The sequence below is a fragment of the Paraburkholderia sp. BR10937 genome, from assembly GCF_040965695.1.
GTDB lineage: Bacteria > Pseudomonadota > Gammaproteobacteria > Burkholderiales > Burkholderiaceae > Paraburkholderia.
The window spans coordinates 396044-411349 of sequence record NZ_JBFRCL010000001.1 but is presented as its reverse complement, the minus strand read 5'-3'; the positions used below and the strand labels follow the sequence as shown (position 1 = coordinate 411349).

General features: G+C 66.2%; 12 protein-coding genes and 1 tRNA gene. 9 read left to right on the top strand and 4 right to left on the bottom strand.

Annotation, left to right across the window (positions count from 1 at the left end):
• Nucleotides 1-28: 28 nt before the first annotated feature.
• The 3 genes from AB4Y44_RS01860 to dprA all read right to left on the bottom strand — a co-directional run bounded on the left by AB4Y44_RS01860 (nt 29) and on the right by dprA (nt 4680).
• Nucleotides 29-2686 (bottom strand): DNA topoisomerase III, encoded by a 2658-nt coding sequence (locus tag AB4Y44_RS01860; RefSeq protein WP_342920246.1) that lies wholly within the window; start codon nt 2684-2686, stop codon nt 29-31.
• A gap of 257 nt (nt 2687-2943) precedes the next feature.
• On the bottom strand, nt 2944-3321 hold the full coding sequence (locus AB4Y44_RS01855) for a thioredoxin family protein (protein WP_342920245.1): 378 nt from the start codon (nt 3319-3321) through the stop codon (nt 2944-2946).
• A 96-nt stretch (nt 3322-3417) separates the two neighbouring features.
• On the bottom strand, nt 3418-4680 hold the full coding sequence (gene dprA / locus AB4Y44_RS01850) for a DNA-processing protein DprA (RefSeq protein ID WP_368698539.1): 1263 nt from the start codon (nt 4678-4680) through the stop codon (nt 3418-3420).
• A gap of 285 nt (nt 4681-4965) precedes the next feature.
• Between dprA and def the strand changes: the two genes are divergently transcribed.
• The 4 genes from def (at nt 4966) to htpX (ending at nt 8280) form a co-directional block, all read left to right on the top strand.
• Complete coding sequence (gene def, locus AB4Y44_RS01845) at nt 4966-5469, top strand: peptide deformylase (RefSeq protein WP_322031547.1); 504 nt, start codon at nt 4966-4968, stop codon at nt 5467-5469.
• Between the two features lie 54 nt (nt 5470-5523).
• Nucleotides 5524-6519 carry a methionyl-tRNA formyltransferase gene (gene fmt, locus AB4Y44_RS01840; protein WP_368698538.1) on the top strand — a complete coding sequence of 332 codons (996 nt, stop codon included), beginning with the start codon at nt 5524-5526 and terminating at the stop codon, nt 6517-6519.
• Nucleotides 6520-6644: 125 nt separating this feature from the next.
• The gene (locus AB4Y44_RS01835; RefSeq protein WP_342920242.1) at nt 6645-7295 is read left to right on the top strand and encodes a LysE family translocator; all 651 of its coding nucleotides are present in this window, start codon (nt 6645-6647) and stop codon (nt 7293-7295) included.
• A 130-nt stretch (nt 7296-7425) separates the two neighbouring features.
• Nucleotides 7426-8280, top strand: a complete 855-nt coding sequence (gene htpX, locus AB4Y44_RS01830; protein WP_042266165.1) for a zinc metalloprotease HtpX — start codon at nt 7426-7428, stop codon at nt 8278-8280.
• Nucleotides 8281-8336: 56 nt separating this feature from the next.
• Here htpX and AB4Y44_RS01825 read toward each other — a convergent pair whose 3' ends face one another.
• Complete coding sequence (locus AB4Y44_RS01825) at nt 8337-9497, bottom strand: hypothetical protein (protein WP_368698537.1); 1161 nt, start codon at nt 9495-9497, stop codon at nt 8337-8339.
• Between the two features lie 233 nt (nt 9498-9730).
• On the opposite strand from AB4Y44_RS01825, the gene rsmB reads away from it, so the two are divergent.
• The 5 genes from rsmB (at nt 9731) to AB4Y44_RS01800 (ending at nt 15141) form a co-directional block, all read left to right on the top strand.
• Nucleotides 9731-11269, top strand: coding sequence for a 16S rRNA (cytosine(967)-C(5))-methyltransferase RsmB (gene rsmB, locus AB4Y44_RS01820; protein WP_368698536.1), 1539 nt, complete (start codon nt 9731-9733; stop codon nt 11267-11269).
• Nucleotides 11266-11859, top strand: coding sequence for a DUF4390 domain-containing protein (locus tag AB4Y44_RS01815; protein ID WP_254319380.1), 594 nt, complete (start codon nt 11266-11268; stop codon nt 11857-11859). The genes rsmB and AB4Y44_RS01815 overlap by 4 nt, the downstream gene beginning before the upstream one ends.
• Nucleotides 11849-14269 (top strand): ATP-binding protein, encoded by a 2421-nt coding sequence (locus tag AB4Y44_RS01810; RefSeq protein ID WP_368695003.1) that lies wholly within the window; start codon nt 11849-11851, stop codon nt 14267-14269. The genes AB4Y44_RS01815 and AB4Y44_RS01810 overlap by 11 nt, the downstream gene beginning before the upstream one ends.
• Nucleotides 14270-14971, top strand: coding sequence for a response regulator transcription factor EsaR (gene esaR / locus AB4Y44_RS01805; RefSeq protein ID WP_368698535.1), 702 nt, complete (start codon nt 14270-14272; stop codon nt 14969-14971). It begins immediately after the preceding gene.
• Nucleotides 14972-15065: 94 nt separating this feature from the next.
• Nucleotides 15066-15141 (top strand) — tRNA-Phe (locus AB4Y44_RS01800).
• The last annotated feature ends 165 nt before the right edge of the window (nt 15142-15306 follow it).

The window sequence follows — 15306 nt, the reverse complement described above, 5'->3', positions numbered from 1 at the left end:
CCGGCGACGGCCCTGGTGAGGATGGGCATTACGACCCTGTCTTGCGCGCCGGCGTCTTGCGGGCGGCGGTCTTGCGCGCCGGTGCGGCTTTGGCGGCCGCCGTCTTGCGCGCGGGCTTCGCCTTGCCTTCTTCGGCCGACTCCGCCGCGTCGTTCGCGGCATCGTTCGTCGCCTCAGCCGACGCAGCCGACTTCTTCGCGGCCGTTTTGGCCGCCGTCTTCGCGCTCGGCTCCTTCTTCTCGAACTCGAAGCCGATCTTGCCGTCCGGTTGCTTGACGAGGAAAGCCTTGAAGTTGCGGCCCGTACGCGACGACTTGAAGTTGGTCAGCAAGTCGGTGCGGCCTTCGGCCAGCAGCCTGGCCATCTGGTCGCGCGCGATCTCCTGCTGCAGGATCACCTTGCCCGAACGGAAGTCGCAGGTCTTCGGATTCGCGACCGAGTGCTCGCACACGTAGCTCATGCCGTGCTCGTACACGCGTCCCTTGCACTTCGGGCACGCGCCCACCGGCTCCTGCTGCGAGAAGTCGGGCGCTTCGCCGTCTTCCGCGCCGGAGTCCTGGCCGAAATCGAACTCGAGCTTGTAGTTCTTGATTTCGTCGTCGAACGAGAGCTTGAGGATTGCCGAGAACGGTCGGCCCATCTTGCTGCGGAAGCCCGAGAGCGGGCCGATCGTCTTGTTCTGCAGCAGCTCTTCCACTTCGGGGATTTCGAACTGACGGCCGCCCGGAATCTTCGAGATCGAAAACTCGCACTTCGTGCAGGCGAAGCGGCGGTAGTTTTCCTTCACCTGGCCGCCGCAATTCGGACACGGCGTTTGTAGCGTCGCGTAGTCGCCGGGGATCGTGTCCGAGTCGTATTCCTTCGCGCGCTTCACGATGGTCTGCGTCATGCGGGCGATTTCCTGCATGAACGCGTCGCGCGGGAGCTTGCCGCGCTCCATCTGCGAAAGCTTGTACTCCCATTCGCCGGTGAGTTCCGGCGCGGTGAGTTCTTCCACGCCGAGACCGCGCAACAGCGTCATGAGCTGGAACGCCTTGGCAGTCGGGATCAGTTCGCGGCCTTCGCGCACGAGATATTTTTCGCCGAGCAGACCTTCGATGATCGCCGCGCGCGTGGCCGGCGTGCCCAGGCCCTTGGCGGCCATGGCCTCGCGCAGTTCTTCGTCGTCCACGAGCTTGCCCGCGCCTTCCATGGCCGAGAGCAGCGTCGCTTCGTTGTAGCGCGCAGGCGGCTTGGTCACGAGCTGGTGCGCCGCGATCTTGTCGGTCTTGACCTTCTCGTCCTTCTTCACCGGCACGAGGTTGGCGTCGTCGCCGCCCGCGTCGCGCCCATAGACCTGCAGCCAGCCCGGCTCGACCAGCACCTTGCCTTCGGTCTTGAAGTGATGTCCGGCGACTTCGGTGATACGCGTGGTGACGCGATATTCCGCCGCCGGGAAGAACACGGCGAGGAAGCGCTTCACGACGAGGTCGTACAGCTTCTGCTCGGGCTCCGAGAGCGACTTCGGCGCTTGCAGCGTGGGGATGATGGCGAAGTGGTCGCTGATCTTCGAGTTGTCGAAGATGCGCTTGTTCGGCTTCACCCAGCCCTTGTCGAGCACCTGCTTGGCGTGCGGCAGGTAGTTGTTGCTCTCCTTGAGCATCTCGAGCGTCTCTTTCACCGTGCCCATGTAATCCTCGGGCAGCGCGCGCGAATCGGTACGCGGGTAGGTGAGCACCTTGTGCTTTTCGTACAGCGCCTGGGCGAGGCCGAGCGTGTTCTTGGCCGAAAAGCCGAAGCGGCCGTTGGCTTCACGCTGCAGGCTCGTCAGGTCGAAAAGCGCGGGCGAGAGCTGGGTGGACGGTTTCGATTCCTCGCTGACCGTGCCTTCGCGACCATGGCAGGCCGCGACGATGGTCTCGGCGGCCGGCAGGCTCCAGAGGCGCGAGTCGCGCTTTTCCGGATCGAACTCGTCCTTCTTGAATTTCGGGTCGAACCAGCGGCCTTCGTAGAAGCCGCCTGCGCAGACGAACTCCGCACGCACTTCCCAATAATCGCGCGGGATGAAGCGGCGGATCTTCTCTTCGCGTTCGACGACGATCGACAAGGTTGGCGTCTGAACGCGGCCCACCGTCGTGAGGAAGAAGCCGCCGCCCTTGCTGTTGAAGGCAGTCATCGCGCGCGTGCCGTTGATGCCGACGAGCCAGTCGGCTTCCGAGCGGCAGCGGGCGGCGTCGGCGAGCGGCTGCATGTCGTGGTCGCTGCGCAGGTTCGCGAAGCCGTCGCGGATCGCCTGCGGCGTCATCGACTGGAGCCACAGGCGCTGGACCGGCTGCTTCGCCTTCGCGTGCTGCGCAATGAGGCGGAAGATCAGTTCGCCCTCGCGCCCCGCGTCGCAGGCGTTGATGAGCTGCGTGACGTCCTTGCGCTTCATCAGCTTGTTGAGCACCTTGAGCCGCGATTCGCTCTTGGCGATCGGGTTCAGGTCGAAGTGCGGCGGGATCACGGGCAGGTGGGCGAAGCTCCACTTGCCGCGCTTGACCTCATATTCTTCCGGCGCTGCGATTTCCAGCAGATGGCCGACTGCCGACGAGAGCACGTAGTCGTCGCTCTCGTAGTACTCGTCATGCTTGGTAAAACCGCCCAGCGCACGCGCGATGTCGTTCGCGACGGATGGCTTCTCGGCGATGATCAGAGCTTTGGACATGACTGGTTGCTTGTGGGTGTATCCGGTTGGCGCCCCGGGGCCGATACCGCCTGAATGGGCGCTTGGGCGCGATGCCCGGCGTTGCTGCCCCGCTCGGGGGGCCGTTCTCGACCGCTTTATAGCACATGGCGCGTCGGCGTCGATTTTTGCGTCATCTCATGACGACACCCGCGCACCCGCCAGGGCGCCCAATCATAAGGGCGCGCCAGGCCGCGCGGCAAGCGGCGTGCCTGACCGGGGTCAGATGCCGGTTGCGCTTAAACGACGGCCAGCGCGGGGCGCAGCTTGGGCGCGTCGGACACACCCGGCAGCGCCGTGAGGTCCGAGAGCATGCGCTCGACCACGGCGGCGTGCGGCAGGACCGTGCCAAAAAAGCGCGTGGCGTGACCGTCCTCGATCAGGATGGTCGGGAAGTTCTCGACATCGAGATCGTCGAAGCGGTCGGCATGGGTTTCGATGTCGATGTACGCGAAGCAGACATCGGGATGCGCCTCGGCGATGCGGTCGAACGTGGCACGGTAGTCGCGGCACGTCCCGCACCACTGCGCGCACAGGCACGCGACGAACAGCGTGTCCTGATTGCTGACGCGCTCGGCGATCTGGTCGGCGTCGGTGTCGAGGTCTAGCGCGGGCATGGGCGTTCCTTGCGTTCTCTTATATATAGAGCGGGGTATTTGGCGCGAATGTATCACGGCGGCGCGCAGCCGGTGAGGCTCCCCCAATGTGCGGCATCAGCCACGCGAGGCCCGCGAGAACCAGCCGCCGGGCAGGGCGTCGAGGTGTCCCGCGAGTTCGAGTTGCAGCAGCGTGCCTTGCAGCACCGCTTCGGGCATGTCGGTGCGCTGCGCGAGAATTTCAACCGTGGCCGGCGCGTGACCGAGCGCTTCGAGCAGGCGCCGGGCTTCGACGCCAAGGCTGGCGGGCGGTTTTCGTGCTTCAGTGCGATGCACAGGCGTCGGTTCGGGGTGGGGGAATGCGAGCGCCAGCTGTGGCGTTTCGCTTGTGTCGTCGCGCTGGATGCAATCGAAGGGAACCGAGACCTTCTGGCGGCGCGGTTCCCGCGGCGACGCGAGCGCGCGCCCGGCACCCGGGGGTGGCCCGACATTGAGTGCATCGAGCACCTCTTCGGGCGATTCGATCAACTGCGCCCCCTGCTTGATGAGCCCGTGGCAGCCACGCGTGTGCGGCGCGTGAATCGAGCCGGGCAGCGCAAACACGTCGCGTCCCATTTCGTTGGCGAGCCTTGCCGTGATGAGCGAGCCGGAACGTTGCGCGGCCTCGACCACCACCACGCCTTCGACGAGCGCGGCAATCACGCGGTTGCGCTGCGGAAAGTTCGCGGAGCGCGCCGGGGTGCCGAGCGGCCATTCGGAGACGAGCGCGCCGTGTGCGGCGATTTCCATGGCGAGCGGATGATGGGCCGGGGGATAGACGAGATTCGCGCCGGTGCCGATCACGGCGACAGTGCCGCCCTGCTCGTGGAGTGCGCCACGATGCGCGGCGCCGTCCACGCCGAGCGCGAGCCCCGAGACGACCGTGAGACCCGACGCGGCGAGTGTGCGCGCGAAACGCGCGGCGTCCTCGACGGCCTGCGGCGTGGCGCTGCGGCTCCCCACGACGGCTACCGCGCGTGCGTGCAGCAGCTCGAGCCGGCCCTTTGCATAGAGCAGCGGCGGTGGATCGGACATGTCGAGCAGGCGGGCCGGATAAGCCGGATCGGCAAGCGTGATGAGTGCGTTGCCGGGCGCCGCGCGCCAGGCCTGCAGGGCTTCGAGTTGCGCCGCGAAGTCCGGCCGGGGCTCGGCCAGGGCGGCGTGGGCGGCCTGCGTACCCGCCACCGCGGCGAGTGCGGCGAACGGCTGGGCCAGCACGTTTTGAGGCAAGCCGAACGCGCCGAGCAGCGCCCGCAGCGCGGTAGGCCTCAGGCCGCGCGCGACGGCGAGGCGCAGCCAGGCAGCCAGTTCCCCGGCAGACAGCGGCAAGGTCGTCGGCATTGCGTTCCCCCTGGCGCGGACGGTTTGCCGCACCTCGTGATAAAATTTTCACCATCCGAAATACACCGTGGCGTCCTGACCCGTGGCATTGCGCGCACGCCTTCGGGCGCAGCGCATCCGCGCGGGCGATCAGCGCGTTCAACGTTGAATTGCGGCCCTTTTGTCCGAATATGAGGAGATATCCTCCGTATCCGGCCTGGGACCCGCAAGCTGGCCGAATGGCCAGGCGCGCATCGTTCCCTGTGCCTGGCTCTTTCAGGCGCCCAACGAGAAACCCGTCAAATCATGGCTCTACTGAACATTCTTCATTACCCGGACAAGCGTCTGCACAAGGTCGCGAAGCCGGTCGAGGCGGTCAACGACCGCATCCGCAAACTGGTCGCCGACATGGCCGAAACCATGTACGCCGCGCCGGGCGTCGGTCTCGCGGCCACCCAGGTCGACGTGCATGAACGCGTCGTGGTGATCGACGTGTCCGACGCGCACGACGAACTGCGCGTGTTCATCAACCCGGAAATCATCTGGTCGAGCGACGAGCGCGAAGTTCACGAGGAAGGCTGCCTTTCCGTGCCGGGCATCTACGATGAAGTCGAGCGCGCGGAAAAGGTGCGCGTGCGCGCGATGAACGAAAAGGGCGAGACCTACGAGGTGGACTGCGAAGGGCTGCTCGCCGTGTGCATCCAGCACGAAATGGATCACCTGATGGGCAAGGTGTTCGTCGAATACCTCTCGTCGCTCAAGCAGACGCGCATCCGCAGCAAGATGAAGAAGCTCGAACGCGCGATGTAAGCGCGATCTGACCGTCTCTTTCTTCATCAACCTGCCGCCACGCACCGAGCGCCCATGAGCCACACCCTTCGCGTCATCTTCGCCGGCACGCCGGAATTCGCCGCCGCGGCGCTCGCGGCGATTCACGAAGCGGGCTTTGCCGTGCCGCTCGTCCTGACCCAGCCGGACCGCCCGGCGGGCCGCGGCATGAAGCTCCAGGCAAGCCCGGTCAAGCGCTATGCGCAGGAGCATGGCATGGCCGTCGCCCAGCCGCCGTCGCTGCGCCGCGCGGGCAAGTATCCGCAGGAGGCCGCCGCGGCGCTGGACCTGCTGCGCGCCACGCCGCACGACGTGATGGTGGTCGCCGCCTACGGCTTGTTGCTGCCGCAGGAAGTGCTGGACATCCCGCCGCGCGGCTGCATCAACATTCATGGGTCCATCCTGCCGCGCTGGCGCGGTGCGGCGCCGATTCATCGCGCGATCGAAGCCGGCGACACCGAGACCGGCATCACGCTCATGCAGATGGACGCGGGGCTCGACACCGGCCCGATGATCTCCGAGGTGCGCACGCCGATCGCGCCGGGCGACACCACGGCGACGCTGCACGACCGCCTGGCGCAACTCGGTGCGCGGCTGATCGTGGATGGGCTCGTCGCGCTCGAGCGCGACGGCGCGCTGCCCGCCACGCCGCAGCCGGCAGAAGGCGCGACTTACGCCGAAAAAATCGGCAAGCAGGAAGCCGCGCTCGACTGGCGCCGGCCGGCGGTGGCGCTCGCGCGGCAGATTCGCGCGTTCGACCCGTTCCCGGGCGGCGCGGCCACGCTGGACGGCGCGCAGCTCAAGCTGTGGGCTGCCGAGCCGGTCGAGCGTACGTCGACCGCCGCCGCCGAGCCGGGCGAGATTCTCGAAGTGAGCCCGGCGGGGGTGGTGGTGGCCTGCGGCGAGGGCGCGCTGCGCCTCACGCAGCTGCAAAAGCCGGGCGGCAAGCGCCTGCCCGCGCGCGAATTCCTGGCCGGCATGCCGCTGGCGGCGGGGCAGCGTTTTCAGTTGCCCGAGACGCCTGCGGCCTAACCAGGGCTCGCGCCATTGCCTGAACGCCAGCGCCTGAAAACGGCCGCGAGGCCAAGTGCCGCGAGGTTCCCGGCGCGCTAGAATCAATGGCGTTTGAAGCGCGGTTTTTCGATTTTGAGGTTGTCATGCTCGGCATTACCCATTTCGGTTTCTTTGTCGTCGCCGTATTTCTCCTGAACGTGACGCCGGGGCCCGACACGGCCTATATCGTCGGCCGCAGCGTCGCGCAGGGCCGCGGCGCTGGCCTCGTTTCCGCACTGGGTATCTCGGCGGGCTGCTGCGTGCACACGCTCGCCTGCGCGTTCGGCTTGACCGCGCTGCTCGCGGCGTCGGCCACGGCGTTCACGGTCATCAAGATCGTCGGCGCGGTCTATCTCGTGTATCTCGGCGTGCGCCTCATGCTCACGAAGCACGAGTCCAGGCCCGCCGCAGGCGGCGCGCCAGCCACGCCTTCCGCCGCCGCGCCGCGCCCGCTGCGTCAGCTGTTCGTGTCGGGTTTCTGCACCAACGTGCTCAATCCGAAGGTGGTGCTGTTCTTCGTCTCGTTTTTCCCGCAGTTCGTGTCCACGGGGACGGAGCACAAGGCCCTCGCTTTCCTCACGCTCGGCGCCGTGTTCCTGCTGATGAGCACGGTGTGGAACAGCTTCGTCGCGTGGGTGGCGGGTGGCGTCACGCAGCGCTTCTCGGGCAAGCCGGGCGTGAAGAAGTGGCTCGACCGCACGGTCGGCTCGGCGTTCGTCGGGCTGGGCCTGAAGCTCGCGACCGCCACGCGCTGAGATTGAATTTTTCGGATCTGCCCATATCTAACAAATCGCTTACAATGCGCTCGCCCGAGCGCGGCTGACCGGCTGGCGGCGGGCGTTCAACGATCGATTTGATCCCCTGATGGGTGAAGGAGCACAGCACATGTTCAACTGGGTCAAAACCGCGATGTTGATGGCCGCGATTACGGCCCTTTTCATCGTGATTGGCGGGCTGATCGGCGGGCATCGCGGGATGGTGCTGGCGCTGTTCTTCGCGCTCGCCATGAACTTCTTCTCGTACTGGTATTCGGACAAGATGGTTCTGCGCATGTACAACGCGCAGGAAGTCGACGAGACCACGGCGCCGCAGTTCTATCGCATGGTCCGCGATCTGGCCACGCGGGCGGGTCTGCCGATGCCGCGCGTCTACCTCATCAACGAGGACGCGCCCAACGCCTTCGCCACGGGCCGCAACCCCGAGCACGCCGCGGTCGCGGCGACCACGGGCATCCTGCGCGTGCTGTCCGAGCGCGAGATGCGCGGCGTCATGGCGCACGAGTTGGCGCACGTGAAGCACCGCGACATTCTCATCTCGACGATCTCGGCCACCATGGCCGGCGCGATCTCGGCGCTCGCCAACTTCGCGATGATCTTCGGCGGCCGCGACGAAAACGGCCGCCCGGCGAACCCCATCGCGAGCATCGCCGTGGCGCTGCTCGCGCCGATCGCGGGCGCGCTGATCCAGATGGCGATTTCGCGTGCGCGCGAGTTCGAGGCGGACCGCGGCGGCGCCGAGATCTCCGGCGATCCGCAGGCGCTCGCCTCGGCGCTCGACAAGATCCACCGCTACGCCCAGGGCATTCCGTTCCCGGCGGCCGAAGAGCATCCGGCCACGGCGCAGATGATGATCATGAATCCGCTGTCGGGCGGCGGCTTGCAGAACCTCTTCAGCACGCACCCGTCCACCGAAGAGCGGATCCGCCGCTTGATGGAGATGGCTGCGGGCGGCCGACGCTAGAGCGACGACGGATAACGGGTAACGGAAAAAACGCCTTTTCGGAGGCGTTTTTTCATTCAGCCCGTCGCCGCCGCGTCGCCGTCCACCTGTCGGGCACACGCTCGCGCCGAAACCCGCAATGTCCGTTGACGCAGCGAAACCACGAAGAACACGAAATAGACGGCGATGAACCAGGACACGTCGAGCGCGTAGTACACGTGCCCGAACTTGACGACGATCCACGCGGCGATGAACGCCAACGGTACGGCGTAGAAAAACACGCGATCCATCCGGTTTACTTCCTTGCTGCTCTGGAACAGCGAAACGTAGCAGCACGCAAAAAACGGCGCGATGTCGTATTCCTTCATTCTCGGATTCAGCGCGAGACAGAACGCGAGCACATAGAACAGCCTGCCTGGCACGCTTGCGTTTTCGGCAATCATGAGCCGCCGCCCGCGCAATGGATTGACCGCATACACGAATAGCGCCACGACCACCAGTTCGTAGAGCAGCACGTCTTCCAGTGTCGACAGCGCGCGCACGTGCTGTTCGAGTATCCCGAACAGCACGAGCCCGGAATCGTTCTGGGCGAGCATCTGCCAGCGCAGCAGGGTTTCGAAGTCGGTCCACAGGCGCGGTTCCAGCGCGAGCTGCGCGATGGTCGCCAGCGCAACGCACAACGGCACGGCGAAGAAGTAGCGCATGCCTTTGGGGATAAAAAAGAACACGACGGCGTAGGTCAGGAAATAAATCTTGATGGAGGCAAACAGGGCGATAAAGAAAGCCAGCGCGCAATACTTTGCCGTCGCGCCACGGCTGTCCCGCGAAGCCGCATAAAAAAGCGCAATGATCAGCAAGTGGCCGAAGATCGCGAAATTCCCCGTGAGGATGCCGCCCACGCCCGCGCCACCGGTCAGAAACCCCAACGCTCCCGCGACGACGAAATCCGCATGCCTGATGCTGTAGGCGAGATAGATCAGCGACGCGATAGCGAATGCCAGATAAAGCCAGTGAAATGGCACGCGCGAAAAGAGATTCAGGAAGATGGGCGGATAGACGAAGGGGAATCCGTGCGGGATATACGGATTCGCGCCGCGCTTGAACTGATCCAGCGCATACGCGTATACCTTGTAGTCCCAGAACGGCGAGAACAGCTTTCCCCGTCCCTGCTGGTACACGGAAAAGAGGGCAACGAAGGCGAGGAACGCGAAGTCTTGTTTCTTCCCGAGTCGTTTCATGATGGCCGCTACGTCGCAGGGAGGAGGGGCGTTTTCTGTCGCCATCATGAGGCGAGCGGCTAGTCGGTATCCGCCAATATGTATCCCTGCGCTTTCGTCGCTATTCGCGTGCGGGCGCGGTGCCGTCAACGGGAATCGCGCCGGCTCGCAGTGTTGCGCGCTCGCCACGCTACAATGGCTCGCTTGTGCATTACTGACGCCGCGACTCACTGCGGCCCGCATCCGGTTTCTTCATGACATCCAGCCCATCCCGGCGACCCAGCAAGCCGTCTCACGGCAAAAAGAGTTCCGCATCGCCCGCGCGCCAGCAGGGCGCGGCGCCGGCGCGCAGCCACGCCGTGCACCTGGCCCCCGATTCGCTGGGCTTTGCGCTCGACCAGGCCGCACATGCGGTCGGCGCGGTGCGCGCCGGTGCGGCTTTGCCCGCCGCGCTTGCGAGCGCCTTCGCCGCCTTGCCCGCCGACTTCGCGCCGCAGGCTCGCGGCGCCGTGCAGGACATCGCCTATCGCACGATGCGGCGGCTCGGCACGGTCGACTGGCTGATCCGGCAGCGCGTGAGCAAGGCGCCGCCGCCGCTCGTCGCGAACCTCCTCGCCTGCGCGCTGGCGTTGCTCGCCGAAGACGAGGCGAGCGCCGCCTACACGCCGTTTACGGTCGTCGATCAGGCCGTGCGCGCCGTGGGCGCGCGCCGCGAGATCGCCTTCGCAACGGGGCTCGTCAATGCGGTGCTGCGTGGCTTTTTGCGCGAGCGCGACACCGCGCTTGCCGCCGCCCAGGCCGATGAAATCGCCCACTGGAACTATCCGCGCTGGTGGATCGACGCGGTGCGCGCCGCGTGGCCCACGCAGTGGCAGGCGATTCTCACCGCGGGCAACACGCAGGGCCCGCTCACGCTGCGCGTGAACGCGCGCCGTGCAAGCGCTGCCGAATACGTCCAGCGGCTCGCCGCCGAAAACATCGCCGCCACCCAGATCGGCGCACACGCCGTGCGTCTCGCCGCCGCGTTGCCGGTGGATCGCATCCCCGGGTTCCTCGCGGGCGACGTGTCCGTGCAGGACGCCGGCGCGCAAGTGGCCGCGCAAATCCTCGGCGCGCGTGACGGCATGCGCGTGCTCGACGCGTGCGCGGCGCCCGGCGGCAAGAGCGGCCATCTGCTCGAGCTTGCCGACATCGACCTGGTTGCGCTCGAAAGCGACGCCGCGCGCGCCGCGCGCATCGGCGAAAACTTCGCGCGCCTCGGTTTTACGCAGGACGATCCCGCGCATCCCATGCGGCGCGCGAAGATTGTGGTCGGCGACGCGGGCAATCCGGCCGCGTGGCACGACGGCGAAGGCTTCGATCGCATCCTCGCCGACGTGCCGTGCTCGGCCGCGGGCATCGTGCGCCGTCACCCGGACATCCGCTGGCTGCGCCGCGAGAGCGACATCGCGGCGCTTGCCGCCGAGCAGCGCCGCATCGTCGATGCGCTGTGGCCGCTCGTGAAACCAGGCGGCGAACTGCTCTACGTGACCTGTTCGATCTTCCCCGAGGAAGGCGAGGCGCAGGCGCGCTGGTTTGAAAGCACCCATGCGGATGCGGTACGATTGGACGCCCCGGGGCAGTTGCTGCCCGAGGCGTTCGGCGCGCCGGCCCGGGGGCCAGAAGACGGCGCAGCCGGCGAAGCGCGGCACGATGCTGCTGCAAAGGCCGAAGTGACGACAACTGTCTTTCCCGTTCCCGATCGCACCGCAGATCACGACGGATTCTTCTACGCGCGCTTTCAGAAACGGTGACCATCAAACGCTTCTTCCCGCTGCGGTTCGCGGCCCTGATCTGGCTGGTGCTTGCCGTCGTCGGCTTCGTGGCCGCCGCGCCGGCGCGCGCCGACTCGATCTCGGTGCAGCGCGCGTCGCTCCAGGCCGACAGCAACGGCTGGAGCCTCGACGCCCGTTTCGACTTCGACCTCAACAGCAGCCTGGAAGACGCGGTCAACAAGGGCATTCCGCTCTACTTCACCACCGACTTCGAGCTCACGCGCGCGCGCTGGTACTGGTTCGACGAACAGCCGGTGAGCGTTTCGCAAAGCATTCGCCTGTCGTTCCAGCCGCTTACGCGCGAGTACCGCGTGTCGAGCGGCGGTCTGCAGCTCGGCTTCTCGACGCTCGCGGACGCGCTCGCGGTCATCAAGCACGTCACCTCGTGGCACGTGATCGACCGCAACGACGTGCATGCCGGCGAAACGTACACGGCCTCGGTGCGCATGCAGCTCGACGTCGCGCTGATGCCCAAGCCGTTCCAGATCGACGCCGTGAACAACCGCGACTGGAACCTCGCTTCCGACTGGAAGCGCTTCAACTTCACAGTGACCGAACGTGCTAAATAAAGTGCGCCGCGCCACCAGCTTCAGCAGCGTCGTCGTCAAGCTGCTCGTCTCCACCGTCGCGTTCACCGCGACGCTGCTGCTCGTCCTGCTCGCCGCGGCGAGCGCGAACACCGAGTTCTTCGACCGCTACTACGGCTGGCTCTACGCGGCCAATATCGTCGTCGCGCTGATCTTCCTGTCGGTGGTCACGGCGCTCATGATCGTGATCGTCGTGCGCTTGAGGCGCGGCAAATTCGGCACGCGGCTGCTCGCCAAGCTCGCGTTCTTTTTCGCGCTCGTGGGCGTGGTGCCGGGCGGCATCATCTATATCGTTTCGTACCAGTTCGTCTCGCGCTCGATCGAGTCGTGGTTCGACGTGAACGTGGAAACCGCGCTCACGGCGGGCCTGAATCTCGGCCGCGGCATGCTCGACGCCTCGCTCTCCGACCTGCAAACCAAGGGCCGCCTGATGGCCGAGCAGATCGCGAACGGCGATTCCGCGGGCACGACGCTCACGCTGCTGCGTGCGCGCGACCAGTTCGGCGTTCAGGACGCGATGATCGTCGAGCCGGTGCGCAGCATGTCGGGCGCGGCGCCGGACATGCACGTGGTGGCGCAGGCGTCGAGCAACTTCTCGTCGCTCATGCCCGCCGACATGCCCACGGCGCTCATGATCGATCAGGCGCGCGGGCGCGGCTATGCGGCGATCGAAGGCGAAGTGGACGGCGACCCGCATCAGCTTGGCTCGAAGGGCGCGCTGCGATTGCGCGTCGTCACGCGCATTCCCGATGCGAACACAACGGATCTGCAGCCGGTCGAGCGTTTCCTGCAGCTCGAGCAACCGGTGCCGGCCGCGCTCGCGCGCAACGCCGACGCCGTGCAACGCGCGTACCGCGAGTATCAGGAAAAGGCGCTCGGCCGCACGGGCCTGCGCAAGATGTATATCGGCACGCTCACGCTCGCGCTCTTTCTCGCCACCTTCGTCGCGATGATGCTCGCGCTCGCGCTCGGCAACCAGCTGGCGAGGCCGCTCTTCCTGCTCGCGCAGGGCACGAAGGAAGTCACCGAGGGCGACTACACGCCCAAGCGCGAAATCAAGTCGCGCGACGAGTTGGGCTTCCTTACGCAGTCGTTCAACGCGATGACGCGCCAGCTTTCCGAAGCGCGCCAGGCCGTGGAGAAGAACCGCGTCGCGCTCGAGCATTCGAAGGCGTACCTCGAAAGCATTCTCGCGAACCTCACCGCGGGCGTGTTCGTGTTCGACCGGCAGTTCCGCCTCACGACGGCGAACCCCGGTGCGGAGCGCATCTTCCGTCAGCCGTTCCAGACGCAGCTCGGCGTCGCGCTCGATCATATCGGCGCGCTCACGGAGTTCGGCGCGATGGTGCGCAAGGCCTTCGCCGACCAGGAAGCGTCGCGCGGCGATGGCGATCACGAGCGCGGCCACTGGCAGCAGCAGTTCTCCGTGCCGATTCCGGGTGAGACCGATCCGCTCACGCTGCTCGTGCGCGGCGCGCGCCTCGTATCCGACACGGGCCGCGACGCGGGCGACATGCAGACCTCGGGCTACGTCGTGGTGTTCGACGACATCTCCGACGTGATCTCGGCGCAGCGCTCGGTCGCGTGGGGCGAAGTCGCGCGGCGTCTTGCGCACGAGATCAAGAATCCGCTCACGCCGATCCAGCTGTCGGCCGAACGCCTGCAGATGAAGCTCACCGACAAGCTCGCGCCCACCGACGCCGAAGTGCTCAGGCGCGGCGCGACCACCATCGTCAATCAGGTCGCGGCGATGAAGCAGATGGTCGACGACTTCCGCGATTACGCGCGCACGCCGCCGGCGGTGCTCGCGAACCTGCAGCTCAACGAACTCGTGAGCGAAGTGCTCACGCTCTACGGCGCGGAAGAAGGCAAGAGCGCGATCAAGGTCGAGCTCTCCGACTTGCCGGTGATACGCGGCGACGCGACGCAATTGCGTCAGGTGATCCACAACCTGCTGCAAAACGCGCAGGACGCGGTGGCCGATACGCAGAATCCTCGCGTGACGCTCGAGACCCGCGCCGTAGAATACGGAGACCCCGACGCGCAAGGCCGCACGCGCGTGGCGGTTCGTCTCACGGTATCGGACAACGGCCCGGGTTTCCCGGCGCGCATCCTCACGCGTGCGTTCGAACCCTATGTGACGACCAAGGCCAAAGGAACAGGACTCGGGCTTGCGATGGTCAAGAAGATCGTCGACGAGCACGGCGCGCGCATCGACATCCGCAATCGAATGAGAGCGGGCGATGTGATCGAAGGCGCGCAGATCTCGATTCTCTTTCTCCAGTTGGCAGACGATGCCGTCACGCCCGGACCCGGCCGATCCGGGGAGGGGCAGGCGCGTGCCGAAGCGGAGCAGGGATCAAAAGCAACAGTGCAGACAAGGGCAGCGTAAATGGCAACCATCCTGGTGGTAGATGATGAAATGGGCATCCGGGAATTGCTCTCGGAGATCCTCAGCGACGAAGGACACGTCGTGGAGCTCGCGGAAGATGCGCAGCAGGCGCGCGAGTTCCGGCAGCGCCACGTGCCGGACCTCGTCCTGCTCGATATCTGGATGCCGGACACCGATGGCGTGACGCTGCTCAAGGAATGGGCCGCGCAGGGTCATCTCACGATGCCGGTCATCATGATGTCGGGGCACGCGACCATCGACACCGCCGTCGAGGCGACGAAGATCGGCGCGCTCAACTTCCTCGAAAAACCGATCGCGCTGCAAAAGCTCTTGAAGGCGGTCGAGCAGGGGCTCGCGCGCGGCACGGCCGCGCCGGTCGCGCCGGCCACAGCGGCGGCGGCGGGGAAGACGGCGGCGGGCGGACCCGCGGTCGTGGCATCGGCGGCGGCGCTGCCGGTGCTGGGCGCCGACGGCGTGCATGGCATGCAGGCGGGCGCGGCCACGCAAACGGCATCGATCTCGTTCGACATCCCGCTGCGCGATGCACGCGACGCATTCGAGCGCGCCTACTTCGAGTACCACCTCGCGCGCGAGAACGGCAGCATGACGCGCGTGGCCGAAAAAACGGGGCTTGAGCGCACGCACCTGTATCGCAAGCTCAAGCAGCTCGGCGTCGACCTCGGCAAGAGCAAGGGCGAATGAACGTGGGCAGGTGAGCGGCGCGGCCGGACGCATCAATTTTGCGTAAGCCACTTGGCAAACGCTGATTTCACCGCTATACTCTTCTTTCTTCGTTGGCCCGGTAGCTCAGTTGGTAGAGCAGCGGATTGAAAATCCGCGTGTCGATGGTTCGATTCCGTCCCAGGCCACCAGAATGCAGCCCCAGGAGATCGTTCGATTCCTGGGGCTTTTTCGTTGTGCGCGTTGTCCTGCGGCTCGAACTCCAGACATCGGCGGTATCCGGGGTATAAGGGTGCGCCGATGCCCGGGCAGGGGCCCAGGCCTATACTGCATGAGCCGGCGCGGGAGTTGTCCCT